This is a genomic window from Mesorhizobium sp. M0802, from assembly GCF_040320115.1.
Taxonomy (GTDB): domain Bacteria; phylum Pseudomonadota; class Alphaproteobacteria; order Rhizobiales; family Rhizobiaceae; genus Mesorhizobium.
In genome coordinates this window covers 1-12,317 of record NZ_JAMYOY010000038.1, presented here as the reverse complement: position 1 = coordinate 12,317, position 12,317 = coordinate 1, and the positions used below count along the sequence as shown (strand labels likewise).

Annotated in this window: 18 protein-coding genes, 2 tRNA genes and 1 pseudogene; 11 read left to right on the top strand and 10 right to left on the bottom strand. The window is 58.9% G+C overall.

The annotated features are described in order from the left end of the window. Nucleotides 1-133, top strand: a 133-nt coding sequence (locus NKI10_RS30205) for a transposase (protein WP_352862554.1), incomplete at its 5' end; no start/stop codon positions are given. 189 nt (nucleotides 134-322) lie between these two features. Continuing rightward, nucleotides 323-1,183: a toll/interleukin-1 receptor domain-containing protein gene (locus tag NKI10_RS30200; protein ID WP_352862553.1), complete on the top strand. Its 861-nt coding sequence runs from the start codon at nucleotides 323-325 to the stop codon at nucleotides 1,181-1,183. A gap of 42 nt (nucleotides 1,184-1,225) precedes the next feature. Here NKI10_RS30200 and NKI10_RS30195 read toward each other — a convergent pair. After that, nucleotides 1,226-1,301, bottom strand: a tRNA-Val gene (locus NKI10_RS30195). A 218-nt stretch (nucleotides 1,302-1,519) separates the two neighbouring features. Between NKI10_RS30195 and NKI10_RS30190 the strand changes: the two genes are divergently transcribed. After that, nucleotides 1,520-1,596 (top strand) — tRNA-Asp (locus tag NKI10_RS30190). Between the two features lie 45 nt (nucleotides 1,597-1,641). Here the strand turns inward: NKI10_RS30190 and NKI10_RS30185 are convergent. The 3 genes from NKI10_RS30185 to NKI10_RS30175 all read right to left on the bottom strand — a co-directional run bounded on the left by NKI10_RS30185 (nucleotide 1,642) and on the right by NKI10_RS30175 (nucleotide 3,111). Next, nucleotides 1,642-2,064, bottom strand: a complete 423-nt coding sequence (locus NKI10_RS30185) for a hypothetical protein (RefSeq protein WP_352862552.1) — start codon at nucleotides 2,062-2,064, stop codon at nucleotides 1,642-1,644. After that, nucleotides 2,040-2,828, bottom strand: a complete 789-nt coding sequence (locus NKI10_RS30180) for a hypothetical protein (RefSeq protein ID WP_352862551.1) — start codon at nucleotides 2,826-2,828, stop codon at nucleotides 2,040-2,042. Before NKI10_RS30180 ends, NKI10_RS30185 begins: the two co-directional genes overlap by 25 nt. 73 nt (nucleotides 2,829-2,901) lie before the next feature. After that, a complete protein-coding gene (locus NKI10_RS30175; protein ID WP_156937233.1) occupies nucleotides 2,902-3,111 on the bottom strand; it encodes a hypothetical protein in 210 nt (69 codons plus the stop codon). 882 nt (nucleotides 3,112-3,993) lie between these two features. On the opposite strand from NKI10_RS30175, the gene NKI10_RS30170 reads away from it, so the two are divergent. The 5 genes from NKI10_RS30170 (at nucleotide 3,994) to NKI10_RS30150 (ending at nucleotide 7,015) form a co-directional block, all read left to right on the top strand. Beyond that, nucleotides 3,994-4,170: a hypothetical protein gene (locus tag NKI10_RS30170; protein WP_023708898.1), complete on the top strand. Its 177-nt coding sequence runs from the start codon at nucleotides 3,994-3,996 to the stop codon at nucleotides 4,168-4,170. 407 nt (nucleotides 4,171-4,577) lie between these two features. Beyond that, nucleotides 4,578-4,862 carry a hypothetical protein gene (locus NKI10_RS30165; RefSeq protein WP_352862550.1) on the top strand — a complete coding sequence of 95 codons (285 nt, stop codon included), beginning with the start codon at nucleotides 4,578-4,580 and terminating at the stop codon, nucleotides 4,860-4,862. 585 nt (nucleotides 4,863-5,447) lie between these two features. Continuing rightward, nucleotides 5,448-5,714 (top strand): hypothetical protein, encoded by a 267-nt coding sequence (locus NKI10_RS30160; protein ID WP_352741315.1) that lies wholly within the window; start codon nucleotides 5,448-5,450, stop codon nucleotides 5,712-5,714. A 383-nt stretch (nucleotides 5,715-6,097) separates the two neighbouring features. Then, nucleotides 6,098-6,397 (top strand): DUF1236 domain-containing protein, encoded by a 300-nt coding sequence (locus tag NKI10_RS30155; RefSeq protein ID WP_023669226.1) that lies wholly within the window; start codon nucleotides 6,098-6,100, stop codon nucleotides 6,395-6,397. Between the two features lie 324 nt (nucleotides 6,398-6,721). Further along, nucleotides 6,722-7,015 (top strand): helix-turn-helix domain-containing protein, encoded by a 294-nt coding sequence (locus tag NKI10_RS30150; protein WP_352862549.1) that lies wholly within the window; start codon nucleotides 6,722-6,724, stop codon nucleotides 7,013-7,015. Between the two features lie 145 nt (nucleotides 7,016-7,160). Here the strand turns inward: NKI10_RS30150 and NKI10_RS30145 are convergent, their stop codons facing one another. From NKI10_RS30145 to NKI10_RS30130, 4 genes are all read right to left on the bottom strand, one after another. Then, a complete protein-coding gene (locus tag NKI10_RS30145) occupies nucleotides 7,161-7,352 on the bottom strand; it encodes an ATP-binding protein (protein WP_352459441.1) in 192 nt (63 codons plus the stop codon). Nucleotides 7,353-7,434: 82 nt separating this feature from the next. Then, nucleotides 7,435-7,557, bottom strand: coding sequence for a hypothetical protein (locus NKI10_RS30140; RefSeq protein WP_352741313.1), 123 nt, complete (start codon nucleotides 7,555-7,557; stop codon nucleotides 7,435-7,437). A gap of 71 nt (nucleotides 7,558-7,628) precedes the next feature. After that, nucleotides 7,629-7,979, bottom strand: a complete 351-nt coding sequence (locus NKI10_RS30135; protein ID WP_023743171.1) for a sensor histidine kinase — start codon at nucleotides 7,977-7,979, stop codon at nucleotides 7,629-7,631. Nucleotides 7,980-8,344: 365 nt separating this feature from the next. Further along, on the bottom strand, nucleotides 8,345-9,094 hold the full coding sequence (locus NKI10_RS30130) for a Crp/Fnr family transcriptional regulator (RefSeq protein WP_352862548.1): 750 nt from the start codon (nucleotides 9,092-9,094) through the stop codon (nucleotides 8,345-8,347). A gap of 271 nt (nucleotides 9,095-9,365) precedes the next feature. Here NKI10_RS30130 and NKI10_RS30125 point away from each other — a divergent pair, with 271 nt between their 5' ends. The 3 genes from NKI10_RS30125 (at nucleotide 9,366) to NKI10_RS30115 (ending at nucleotide 11,303) form a co-directional block, all read left to right on the top strand. Next, nucleotides 9,366-9,827 (top strand): Ros/MucR family transcriptional regulator, encoded by a 462-nt coding sequence (locus tag NKI10_RS30125; RefSeq protein ID WP_352862547.1) that lies wholly within the window; start codon nucleotides 9,366-9,368, stop codon nucleotides 9,825-9,827. A gap of 421 nt (nucleotides 9,828-10,248) precedes the next feature. Further along, nucleotides 10,249-10,500, top strand: a complete 252-nt coding sequence (locus NKI10_RS30120) for a hypothetical protein (protein WP_352862546.1) — start codon at nucleotides 10,249-10,251, stop codon at nucleotides 10,498-10,500. A 470-nt stretch (nucleotides 10,501-10,970) separates the two neighbouring features. Next, a complete protein-coding gene (locus tag NKI10_RS30115; protein WP_023708907.1) occupies nucleotides 10,971-11,303 on the top strand; it encodes a hypothetical protein in 333 nt (110 codons plus the stop codon). On the opposite strand, the gene NKI10_RS30110 is transcribed toward NKI10_RS30115, so the two are convergent. Then, nucleotides 11,300-11,509: a hypothetical protein gene (locus NKI10_RS30110; RefSeq protein ID WP_352862545.1), complete on the bottom strand. Its 210-nt coding sequence runs from the start codon at nucleotides 11,507-11,509 to the stop codon at nucleotides 11,300-11,302. The two genes, NKI10_RS30115 and NKI10_RS30110, sit on opposite strands and share 4 nt — an antisense overlap. Before the next feature lie 417 nt (nucleotides 11,510-11,926). Then, nucleotides 11,927-12,317, bottom strand: a pseudogene (locus tag NKI10_RS30105) (hypothetical protein); the annotation flags it as partial.

The window sequence follows — 12,317 nt, the reverse complement described above, 5'->3', positions numbered from 1 at the left end:
CATGCTGGAGCGGCTCAACGAGGAAATCCGCCGGCGCACCTATGTCGTGCGCATCTTCCCCAATACCGAAAGCTGCCTGCGCCTGATCAGGGCGTTGGCCGTCAAGAAGCTCGCTCTGCGCCAAGCCGCATGACCAGCATCATGGCCGCCCCATTTTGCAGAACTTGACGCACACAACCGCGAAGGGCCGGTGCATGTGTCCTCTGGCGAGACGTGAAACGGACTGCATCCGCAGTAATGGCCAGTCTGTCGCCAGACTAGCTGCGAGGTCACCGCTCATGCTACTTTGGGGCCTTCTCGTTGATGTGGGAAGAGGCAGGCCTTGCTTGGCGACGTATTCATCAACTACCGACGGCAGACCGATTCCGGCGTGGCGGGCCGCGTCTATGATAATCTGAACCGCGCGCTTCCTGATGCGTCCATCTTCATGGACGTCGACAAGCTCAACCCCGGCGATGACTTTGAGGTGGCGCTTGCCCGCAGTTTGGCCAGTTGCAAAATCATGCTGGCGATCGTGGGGCCGCAGTGGGCCGCGCTTACCGATGAGCAGGGCCAGGTTCGGCTGGAGTCCCCCGACGACTTCGTGCGCAAGGAGATCCGTACGGCACTCCAGGCTGGGGTGCGCGTCATCCCCGTGCTCGTCAACGGCGCCAGCATGCCAAAGAAAAGCGCCTTGCCACCCGATCTGCAGGACCTGGCCAAGCGTCAAGCCATGGAGGTCCGCCACGAGCGCTTCAACGACGATATGGCGGCGATTGCGTCGGCGATAGCGAAGCCAGCGGCGCGGCGGCCGAGGCTCTGGCTGCTGTACGGGCTGGCCGCGATGATCGCGCTCGGCATCGGCGGGACAACGGTGGCGTTGTGGCCGAGGCCCTCCCCTTTGCCGTCGCCTATCGAGCCCGCAGCGATCGAGGCCAAAGGGTGCAAGGAAGGATTCGTCTGGCGATCGGCGATCTTCGGCGACAGCGTGTGCGTGAGTCCTGCCGACTACGACGAGGTGCAGGCGCAGAATGCCAATGCCCGCAACAATCGTTCGCCGACCGGCGGACCTTACGGCGACAGCACCTGCCGCGACGGCTACGTCTGGCGTGAAGCGTTCGAGAGCGACTTGGTCTGCGTCACCCCTTTCGAACGCGACAAGGCCAGGAAGCAGAATGCCGACAACGCATACAACCGGATATGAGACCGTAACTCCGGGCAAGCACCGATTTATCAAGAAATTGAGTGGTGGGCGATGACGGGCTCGAACCGCCGACATCTTCGGTGTAAACGAAGCGCTCTACCAACTGAGCTAATCGCCCGCTCCGGCCGGACCTTTAAGCGGTCGCAACCGGCTTCGCAAGGCCAAATGAACAGCTGCGAGCTTAGCCGCACAGTGGTTTTCGCGGGCAAAGTGCCGCCCGTCAAAAAACCTTCTCCTGTTTGCGTTTATGCTGTCCAGCTGCGCTTGACACCCGGTGGCGAACCCCTTATCCACCGCCCCAACGACGAACACGGCTGACACGTGCTCGTCCAATGCGCGGGTGTAGCTCAGTTGGTTAGAGTGCCGGCCTGTCACGCCGGAGGTCGCGGGTTCGAGCCCCGTCACTCGCGCCATTCATTTCAAGGGGTTAGCTACCGCCCCTTGAAAAGTTTCAACTCTCATTCTGCGGAGAGTTTCAACTTTCTGTATTCGTTCCGTTCCAGGCCAAGCAGCTTTCTGCCCTTGCGGCGGCTGGCATCGGCTGAGCGGACGGCGGCCAGATTGACCGGCATATAGGTCTTCTGCAGCCCCTTGTTCCCGTCGATCGAATCGCCCATCTTGGCCGAGATTGCCTCGACCGACGCGCCTCCGGCATTCGCCTCGACCGCGCCGGAACGCCGCATGTCCATCAGCCGCCGCTTCTCCGATGTCCCGAACACCAGCGTGCGCAGATCGGCAAAGTCGTCGACCAGAGAATCCTTCGTGTAAGGCACGCCGGCGCGCGGCCGGCCGCCCTTCGGGCCCGGCGCGAAACCGCGCGAGCGAAAGATCGGCGCATCGTCAAGCAGGGTGACGCCTAGTGATTCGACATAGGCCAGCACCAGGCGCTGCGTGCGTAACGACAGCGTGCCGACAGCCGCCTCGCCACTCTTCTGCGTGCAATCAGAAAACCCCATTCCTGTGCTGTCTGCATTGCCTGCGCCGGTGTGAGCGTGCGCACGTCGACGGGTGAGAAGCTCGTGTCCCACGCAACGGCGATGATGCAGGCCAGTCCGCGGTAGCCGGCGCGCCAGGCGCCCTTGACCATGCGCACCGCCTCGCCTGCCGTCCAGGTCTGGTGGCGCGGTGGTGGCGTCTGGCGGCGGATCGCCTGCGATGGGTCGGAGCCGGGCGGGCATAGCTTCATGCCGGCCATGACATTATAGAGCGAACGCCACGTCTTTACGGCACGGTAGGCGATGTCGACACCTTTGACCCGCAGCAGACGGCCATACCAGTCGTCGAGCAGCTCGAGGGTGATGTCGGCTGGCGGCAGGTCGGCGAAGTACGGCTCGATGAAGGTCCAGCCGCGCTCCCGATCCTCGCGGGTGCGCGGTGGCTTGCGCTTCCATGCATCCATGCGGCGATAGCGTGCAAAGGCGTCTCCGATGGAATCCTTTGGCCATACATGCAGGCGCGACGGCTCCCTGCCCTTGCGGAGTTCCTGCCAGCGGTCTTCCCACTCCCGGGCTATCGTCCAAGCCTCAGGCCCGTCGATTCCACAGGAAATGCATCTGAAGCCAGCTTCGACCATCTTCGGCGTCGGCAGCCAGTAGCCGTATTTGCCCTTACGGATGACGTAGTGCTTCAATTTGATCTTACCCAAGGATCGCCAGCCTCGCTCTTGCAATGTCAATGCTAGACTGCGCGCCGGATCCTGATCCTGCAAGACCCGAGCGTTAATCGAGCCAGGCGTCGATCGCAACCATGTCGTAGTTGCCGGTGATTGGGCAGGCCTTGGGAAAGCCTTGATCCTGCAACGCGGGCAGAAATTCCATGAATTCCCGCAGCGTCAGGTGGAGATAACGCGCCGCCTTGATCGCCGGCACCAGCCGTGGTTGTACCGGGAAGCGGATAGATGACGGTTGTAATGTGTGGGTTTGGCTCATGGCACCAAAACTCTATCCACCGTCCATCGGGCAGCGGATGGGCGCCTTGTCGTTGGGCGGGTGTGAATCTCGCCCGTGTAAGCACCTCCGCCGCATAGCATGAGATTTTCCTACTCCATGATCTCGTTATTCCTGCATCGAGGGGGAATGAGGCTTAGAATAGCGGCCTTTCTCCCCCATGCCTATTCATCGAATCCTTAATCGCAGAATCGGCAGCCACAGAGCGAGAATACTTGTAATCGGCGGCTTCGAAGCCGCTACGCCCGGCCAACCCAGCATCGCCATGACAGCGTCTGGCTTGTGCGTAGTCAGAATCGCACCCTGTGCTCTGGCGAAATCACCAGCCTTGAAACGGCACCCTCGTTTGGGGCGGCGGCCCGGCGTCTCGCCTGCGGCGTCGCCATGCTGCCGCTCCTTCGGCGCCGGTTAGCTGATTTCACGGTCACGAACTTGCTTCGGCAACGAAATGGACACCGCGCCGAAGCGGGAGTTCGAAGCTCTAAGCGCCATACAGCGGGCTCGTGATGCCGACGATTGCGACATCACCGAATTTGCCGTTCCTCTCCGACCCGCCCGCCCGATCGACACCCAAGCACACTGCCTTGTGACGTCACCTCAGGGCATACCTTGATCTTTTCAGCGATTACCCGTCGGCCAAGGCATCTGTTTTGAAATTCGCTTGATGGCGTCCCTGCCCTTGCCGTTCGACTCCGTCCAGTCCTTGTCTGTCAATTTGTTGCGACGAGAGCTAGTCCCTGTCGTGCTGGTCGGTCTCGTCTCATCTCGTGGCTCTGCAAAAACCGTAGCAGCATGTTCGCAACCTGTTCACCCATGTTGATTTCACGAGTTTCCGACTGTCGGCATATAAGAGGGAGAGGTCCGATGGATTTCATGTTGATGGTGAACATTGCCGGCGGCATCCTTCTGGCCATCGCAATCCCCTCGGTGTGTCTCGTCGGATGGCTGTTTTACCGTTCGGGATCGGGACAATTGAGAGGCGAAAGCTGTGACAATGAAAAGCCCGCCACCGTGAGCCAGACCAGAAAACTCGTATTTTAGCACCGACGAAACAAAGCCCGCTATTCTGCGTTGAGGCTCGTCGAACAACGGAGCTTCACGAATGGATCCGGCAACTGCAGCTGTGATGATTTTGCTTTCTTGCAGTCCCGCCCAGGGAGTCTGCAAGCCACTCGATACATCACCGGCCATGTTCGGATCCCTTGACACATGCCAGTTGGCGTTAGCCGTGAGGCTCGAGGGCGCTCCCAACGGGGAGATCGTCGGGCGATGCAGTTCGATCGACCCCTCCGCTACAGGTTCCGTTCCAGCCGGGTATAGCACGATTGTCGTCACGCGGGGCACAGGGGCGGGTGCGGTGAGCAGTCGCTACATCGTGCCCCACAAAAACTGAAGCCAGCCACCGTGAGGCAGCGGGCTATTCATTCTCGACCGGACAATTATAGGCCTTGCCCTCCCTCTATGAAGCCATACTCGGCATCGTTGGCTTCGCGCTCGTCGTCCGCTTCGCCATCGTCGTCGCCTTCTCTGTCATCGGTCCCGGTGACTTCGATGCCACCGGCCAGACAGGGTTCGAGATCCGGGTCGGGCTCTACGAAGTCGAGCAGCTACATCAGGCGTTCTTCATCATCGATCGAGCGACGGACTGCCATGTCCGAAAGGCAGAGGTTCGTGGCTGGATAGCGAAGAATCGCACACGGCTTTCCTTCATTCGCATGGTTCGCAGAGATTAGCATTATCGCCTACTCTCATCTCGTCCGACGTCGTCTCCCTCAAAGCAGCGCCGGTAAGGCTCGGCGCCCTTCTTGGTTTCTCCCCGTATGTCAAAAGGAGGTCGCCGGGCCTTACCAGGCCCCGCTGCTCATCGCTTGCGGGGCGTCCTGATGGCTGAGCTTGGCCCCGTGGCCTAACGGCCAGAACCAAACGTTCCGAAAAGCTTTCCCAGGCTGGCGGCAGCCGAAGCGCTGCACAGAGGGATCGTCAGACCGCTCCTGGCGCACCACAGCGACACCACCAAGCTGTAAGTCAGGTCCATCGGCGCTGCTGATGAGTGCCCTCAGATGGATTGCGTTTGCCACGAAAAAGGAATCGTACCGGCCCGTTCTCAGCACGTCAGCCGGAACGGGCCATGGGCAGAAGCAGCCGACTAGCTAAAATCGCAAGACGACCGAAGGACCACGTCGGCGATAGCACCGGACCCGACGGCGCCCGTGTCGCCAGTAACTACGGCAGACTCTTCTCCAGCCCCGCCGGCGGCGGCGCCGGTGGTAGTAATCTGGGTCGTAGTCTGGGTCGTAATCTTGGTCGTAGTAGCGCCGATGGTTGACCGGCTCCACTTCCGCGTGAGTACCTTCGTTGTCGAAGGCGTCTGGCGCGTCGAGTTCTTCGAGAATGCCGCTTTTGGCCGCTGGAACACCGGCCAATGCGTTGATAGGCCGGACCGCGCTTGCAAAGGCTGCTGCCCCTGCAACGCCAAACATCGCTGTCAAAAAGGATCGCCGATCCATAGTAAACCTCCCAAGTTACATGAGCTGAACGAAGCGCCCCGCCTGCTGAAGGAGCAGGCCCAGCGCACGGTAAAATAGAGGATTCGCCAGCCGCTCAAGCAACTCGCGAATCCTATCAGCGCAGGAAGGGACCTGGCTGCGCCGATCCAAGACATGTCAGCTAAGGACGACCGCCATTACCAGAAAGGTAACGGCTGTTGCAAAAATCGGTGCGAGCAACCATCGCGCCTGGCCAACACTTTGATCCATTTGTTCTCTCCCGTTGTGGAGAACCAACAACCTGAAGCCCTAATCCGTTCCGCCTAGTCCAAAGGTAAGACCATTGCGTTGTACGGTCGGACTTTAGACCAATCGGATTAGACTAAGGTGCGTAGGCGGGAACGTTTACCCCGGTTCAAAGTTGGTTGCCGGGCAGTGCGGGACGATGATCGTCGTGTGCCGGTCCTTGCAGGAGAGAAGATATGAAGATGCACTTTGTGAACACCGCCGCAGCCATGTTGCTCTTGGCGGGGATCGGCTCCGCCGCCGCTGACGACATTATCATCCAGCCGGAACAGGACACGGTCATCCGTGAGTATGTCAAGAAGCAGCCCTTGGCTTCGGTGAACCTTCCCGGCGTGGAATTGAACGTCGGGACAGCTCTGCCGGAAACTGTGGAGATCCACGAGGTCCCGAACGTCAAATACCGTTACGTGGTGGTCGACAACCGCACGGTCCTGGTCGATCCGGGCACCCGCAAGATCGTGAAAGTTTACGACTGAGATTTCGAACGAACCCACGCTCGCCACCCTTGGGTGGCGAGTGTGTGCATTCAAACGCTACTCAGCCGGACAAATTCAAATTGCCACTCAGCTGGAAAATGAACATGACGAACCCTGAACTCGAGAGAACGCAAGCCCTGGTTGCCCGCTTGGCTGATCTCCAAGCAAGAATGCAGGCAGCACGTCTTGTTGGAGCCGAGGTAACAACCGTCCGAAAGGTTGCAGCTACAATCGATGACGGCTTGCGACAGGCCGGCCTCACACCGTTAGAAATCGCAGAAGGTCAAGAGGAACAGTTTAGCGATACTAAATGTTCGACTGGCTATGGACAGCCGAACCCTACTCTCAGCAGATCAAGTCAGAGCAGCACGAGCCCTACTGAACTGGCCGCGTGTGCGACTTGCCGCCAAGGCCAATCTTAGCGAGATGGTGATCAGCGCTTTTGAGAACGGATACAGGAAACCGCGTCCCCACAACATGGCCGCCATCCGCAAAGCGTTTGAGGATGCCGGAATCATTTTCACCGTCCAAGGCACTCCATCGCTAACCCGCTCAGAAGGTGATAGCGGCCTAGCCGCCGTTAATAGACAGTGGCGCGGCCGGGAGAAAAAAGGATAAAGGGGACAAGCCCGTGTACCCTCTGCACCCGATCTCTAAAGCGGCCGCTAACCAACCCATTATGTCGCTCTACGGGATTGCTTTGGCGGACTGGCCCCGTCACTTCCGCGATGCCCAATGCAAAGACGATACCGGCAGAGCCTGGTTACTGCTTCTGCACACGCGGCAGAAAAAGATGGACGCTTGTTCCTTCACCAGCTTCGCTCTCGATCCGAATGTGCCCACCGGATTGTTTGACGAAGCCATAAACCTGGCTAAGTCCAAGTCTGGTCCCGCGTCCATCGGGTTTGGTGGTGAAGAACGGCTCGAAGACCTGCGCCAGAATCTCCTTGTTCATGCCGCAACCGGCATCGCGCACGGTCATACGAACGCACGAACCCGCCAGTGAATGCACATCGTCGATGTCGTCCGGGACATCGCTAGTCTCGATTGTGAGCGTTCCCACGCCCGGCCATGGCGTCCTTGGCGTTCACCGCCAGATTGAGCATGGCGACATCGAGCTGGTTGGGGTCGACCAGAACAGGGCCAAGCGCCGCGTCCAAGTTGCGTTCAATTTTGATTGCACTCCCGAGCGTTCGTTCCAGCAGCATCGAAAGCTGTTCGATCCGTCCGTTCAGATCAATGCTTTCGGGCGTAAGCGACTGGCGCCGAGAGACGCAAGCAATTGCTGCGTAAGTGCCCCGCCGTTCTGTGTTCGTTTGAGCAGTTCGTCGATCAGGATGGCTGATTTCGGATCGCCGGGATTTTCGGCGAGTTGCTTTTGCAGGAGCCGCAGGCCCGAGTCGAACGCTGCTATCAGATTGTTGATATCGTGAACTATGCCGGCTGCGAGGCGGCCAATTGCTCCGAGCTTCTGGGATTGACGTCGACGTTCCTCCTGCGCACGCTGCGAGGAAACGTCCCGAAGGCTGGCAAGGAGAGCAGGTGTCCCGTCCCAGTTAACCTCCACGACCCAGACGGCCATACGGATAGTCAACGCCCGTGTGGGCCGGTAAGCATTCGAATGCACTCTGCGCGCAAGTGAACCCCTTGCGCTAACGCTTCGACGCGCCATCAAAGCATTGACCGCGCGGTAAAAGGAGCGTGCACCAAGTGAGGCCGGGTTCGTTTGGGGCCTGCGTTTGGCCTGGGGCAAGGCGGCCCCGCCTGCCGCATCAAAAAGAAGCAAGCCAGACAGGCTTGGTATCAACCTGCTGATCATTCCGCCGCGCCACCATGGCAAAACATGTTTGGGGGGCGATCGCACCGCTGATGGTCAGCGAAGGCCAACAAGTGGTCCGGCTACCCTTGGAGCCAATCCGCATTTCTGGCGATTTTCCCCTGGAGCAATCAGTGCATTGACATGAACTCGGCCGTTTTATTGGTCCTTGCTGAGTGCAGGTAATCGTGCCGGAACTCAGAAAGAAAGGCCAGTCCTTCCCAATCATGGATGGTCAATTGGCCATTCACAAGTGATGTAAGGCGCTTCTCCCGAAGAGACTTGAGCGTGCGGTTGATGTGGACTGCCGACAGCCCTGTCGCCTCGCCAAGGTCAGCTTGAGTCACAGCAAAAGCGCAGGTTTGATCGGACGCGAGTCCGGCGTCTTCCATACGTAGCATGATTTCACAGAGAAGGTGGGCCACTCGGCCAAGCGCTTGGCGCTTCCCGACATTGACCACCCATTCGCGGAAAATCGATGCATCAACCAGTGTCGTTCGCCAAAGATTTGCCGCCAGCCTGGGGTGGCGTTCGCAGAGCAGCCGGATAGCCGAGTGATTTATGAAGCCAACACTGCAAGCGCTCACCGTTCGAACGTCGCTATCCAACAGATCGAGGTGCAGGCTCAACAGATCGGGCATGTCGCCAGGCACATGATAAGCAGTGACCTGACGCTTCCCGTCTCCTGTTACCTTCGAGGTGCTGGCTAAGCCAGCCAGGACCATTATGCACCGGGACGGCTGGTCGCCTTCCCGAACCAAGTTCTGGTTTGCGCCAATCGCAACGATCCTTATTCTTACCGCGTCGAGAGCTTGACGCTCACCTGACGTGAGGGTGAAGGCACGATGGAACTTGGCGGTTAATGGGCTTTGATAAAGCATGTCGGCTCTCCGTTTGGGCGGGAGCGCTATGGTCTCTCAGTCACCCGCGGCCAGCAGAACGCGAATGATGCCCGACCTTATATCATAAACACCGGAACCGACTTAACCTGTGATAAGTCTGGCACTGCTTCGGATGGTCCTTTCCTCCATCGGCAAACACAGGCTCAACAGGATTGGTGCTTACGAGGGAAGCGGCCCATCATCGGGCCTCGAGTTGCGCAGCTGCGGCAGCAGCTATAATAGATCGTTCTCAAATTCGAGGACTCACACCATGACCGACGCCCCCGACCACGCCCCTGAACTGGTAGAACTCACGGCGGATGTGGTATCGGCGTACGTCAGCAACAATCCCGTGCCGGTCGCGGGTTTGGCGGACCTGATAGCCTCAGTGCACGCGTCGCTGTCTGGGATTGGCCATCGCGTGGCTGCCGCGACCGAAGAACCAGTGCCTGCGGTAAATCCAAAGAAGTCAGTATTTCCCGATTACATCATCTGTCTTGAAGATGGTAAGCGGTTCAAAACCCTTCGGCGACATCTGCGCGTGGATTTCGGTCTCACTCCTGACGCGTATCGAACAAAGTGGAACTTGCCATCCACTTATCCGATGGTCGCTCACAACTATGCGGCCTCACGGTCTGCCATGGCGAAGTCGATCGGTCTGGGTAGGAAGGCACCGCAGCCCACGGCAACTGTAACGGGCAAGGCAAGGCCGGCGGCTAAGGCTAAAGCGTAGCTTCCGCGATCACACCATTACCACCGCGGCACCAATCGACGATGTATGCATCGCGGCGGACCTGTCCGCTCTTGGCCGGTGCCCACCCAGGTTCCCCAACCCATGGCGCCGGCCATTTGTGGCCCACACCTCAGTTTCGTATTGCTGCCCAAACTCTTCTTGTTGAAGACCGCTTACGACGTTACAATCCCGTTTGGCCTGATTGCTGGGAGGCAACGCCCTGGCTGACATCATTCCAATTCGCAAAGCACGCCCTTGTGTCGAAGTTGGCGAAGCCTGTGGCGAGTGGTTTGTTCGCGTGGTCGAGGAAGACCAGGAACTCACCCGATCATTCAAGCTCGAATCCTATGCTTTGGCCTTTGCAGAAGGCCAAAGGACGCGTCTGCATCTCAACACGTTTTCCCGGCTGTAGAGTAGCGCGATGCAGATGTCCGCAGGGTTACTGGCGAATTTGGGCGATAGCATCGAAGCCATTGCCGCCCACATTGCGACCATGGAAACGCGACAGCTGCACCAATTGCTCAAGTCGTTGCCATCGAGATCGGAAATCGCCAGCGCGGAAATGGTGATGGGCATCCTCGTCTATCGCGTGATTGAACTGCGCCGCCGGCGGGGGACGGGCGGCAACGTGTTGCCCTTTCCGGGTCTCGTGACTCCACCTATTCAGCAGTAGATAGCGGCGCCGGACCTGTAAAGGCCGCCGCTTAAGCAACGGGCCTGAGGGCGGGGTAGCGTCTTGATGCCAAGAAACCCCGCCGCGCGCGCAACAGCGGGTTTTCGTAGGCACGGCTACATCCGACGAATCGACCGCTTAAGGCAGAATTACTTGGTTGTCGTCGCGGTTCCATACAATTAGATCAACTGTGCCAGATGAAGACGTAAAAAAACCCGTTGCCAATTACGGCAACGGGCTTGAGCTACCGGGTAGGGTCAGGAAGGCAATATGTAGACCCAACAACACGATGCGCCACGCCTCATGATCGAGGTCTTAACCGAACCGCGGCAATTCTAACCATCTTGTCGACGTGTGAATAACTTTGCTGACTCCAGATCATCGGCAGGGAAGACGTGATTTGACCTTGGCGGAACAGCCGCTCACGATGAGACGGCTTGGGAAGGCGCGAGATGCAAGTATGCAAAGACATGATTGTGGTGCCGCCGATCGGCGCACAGTTCGAGACGCCTGAATTCCTCGCCGAGATCAGCGCCCTGCTTGATGAGGCCTATCCCGACTACGATTTCACGATCACCACCATAAGCAAGTTTCGGGATGACAGCTTCGTGTTGATCCCGCTGCTCGGCAGCGTCGGTGGTGAAGGCTCCGTTTTAGCGGCTTACCCGGATATGACGGCAATGCAGGAGATGGGCAATCTCCTGTTCAAGCACATCATCGGCCATCACCATCGCGACATTAGGTGCCGCACGTGGCCCCAATCCGTTCCCGGACCTCCGTCTCACATCTGCCCTGGCGGCTAATCCTTTAGCGCATCCGCGGCGCTATCGTCGTCGCGATGACGTTGACGAAGGCGCTTCAGCAGATCGCGTGAGGCTTGGATCGCCCTGCGCGATTGATCCATGTTCTGGCGAAACGTGGCGCGTTCCTCCATGGACTTCTGCCACTTCAGCAAGGTGGCCGTAGTCGCAGTGGCCGCTTGAGCGATATCTATGGGCGTTGCAACCATCGCATCCTCCCAAAAAGGCAATGGTAAACGCAATCTTTATAGGCCCAACGAAACCCTTTCTTCAATCAAAAACGAACATACGGCACATGGCAAAATGGCTATTCGTCGGGGCGCTCGACGGCGGCTTCGTCGACCTCGGCTTCCATCTCGTCGTTGACGGTCTTGGTCTATCCAAAACCAGGCATCGGCACACCGTCAAAACCCTGCAGCCACCCGTCGGCATGTTCCTGCCAGTAATGGCACCTCACGCTCCTTGCCATCCTTGCACGCTTGGGCGCCGTACATCCAGGCGTAGGTGGCGCGCTCCTGATCTTTCTTAGGCACGGCGATTTGTGTCATCCTCAGCGAACGCCGGCTTGCCCGCTTCACGCTCGACGCCGAGCAGATCGAACTCGTCGTTCGCAAAGCACTTGGCCTTCAGCCAGTTGGTCGACGGTATTTGCTGTCCTTGCGCTTCGACACCTTGCCTTCAAGTCCGGCCTTGTCGAGCAAGTGAAAGATGGTCTTGGCTTCCCCCCGGCAGAGGCTCGCTGAACTGAATACGCCCGCCGGGCGCGATATAGCGCGGCCTCGGTCAGTCAGCCAAGCGGCATCGCGGTGCACGATAGCACCGAGAATCGCCGCGTACACGCTACCGACTTCCTCTGCGCAGGATATGCCCAGCTTGTCCGCGCGGTCTTCCATCGCTTGCTCGGCCAGGTCGCTGATGCCAAGCGCGATTGTCTGCTGCGGATGGAAGGACGCTGACTGTAAAAGCCCGCCCAACCTTTCGGCGGGCGGGCTTCCACTGTCGGAACTGGAGAGTGTC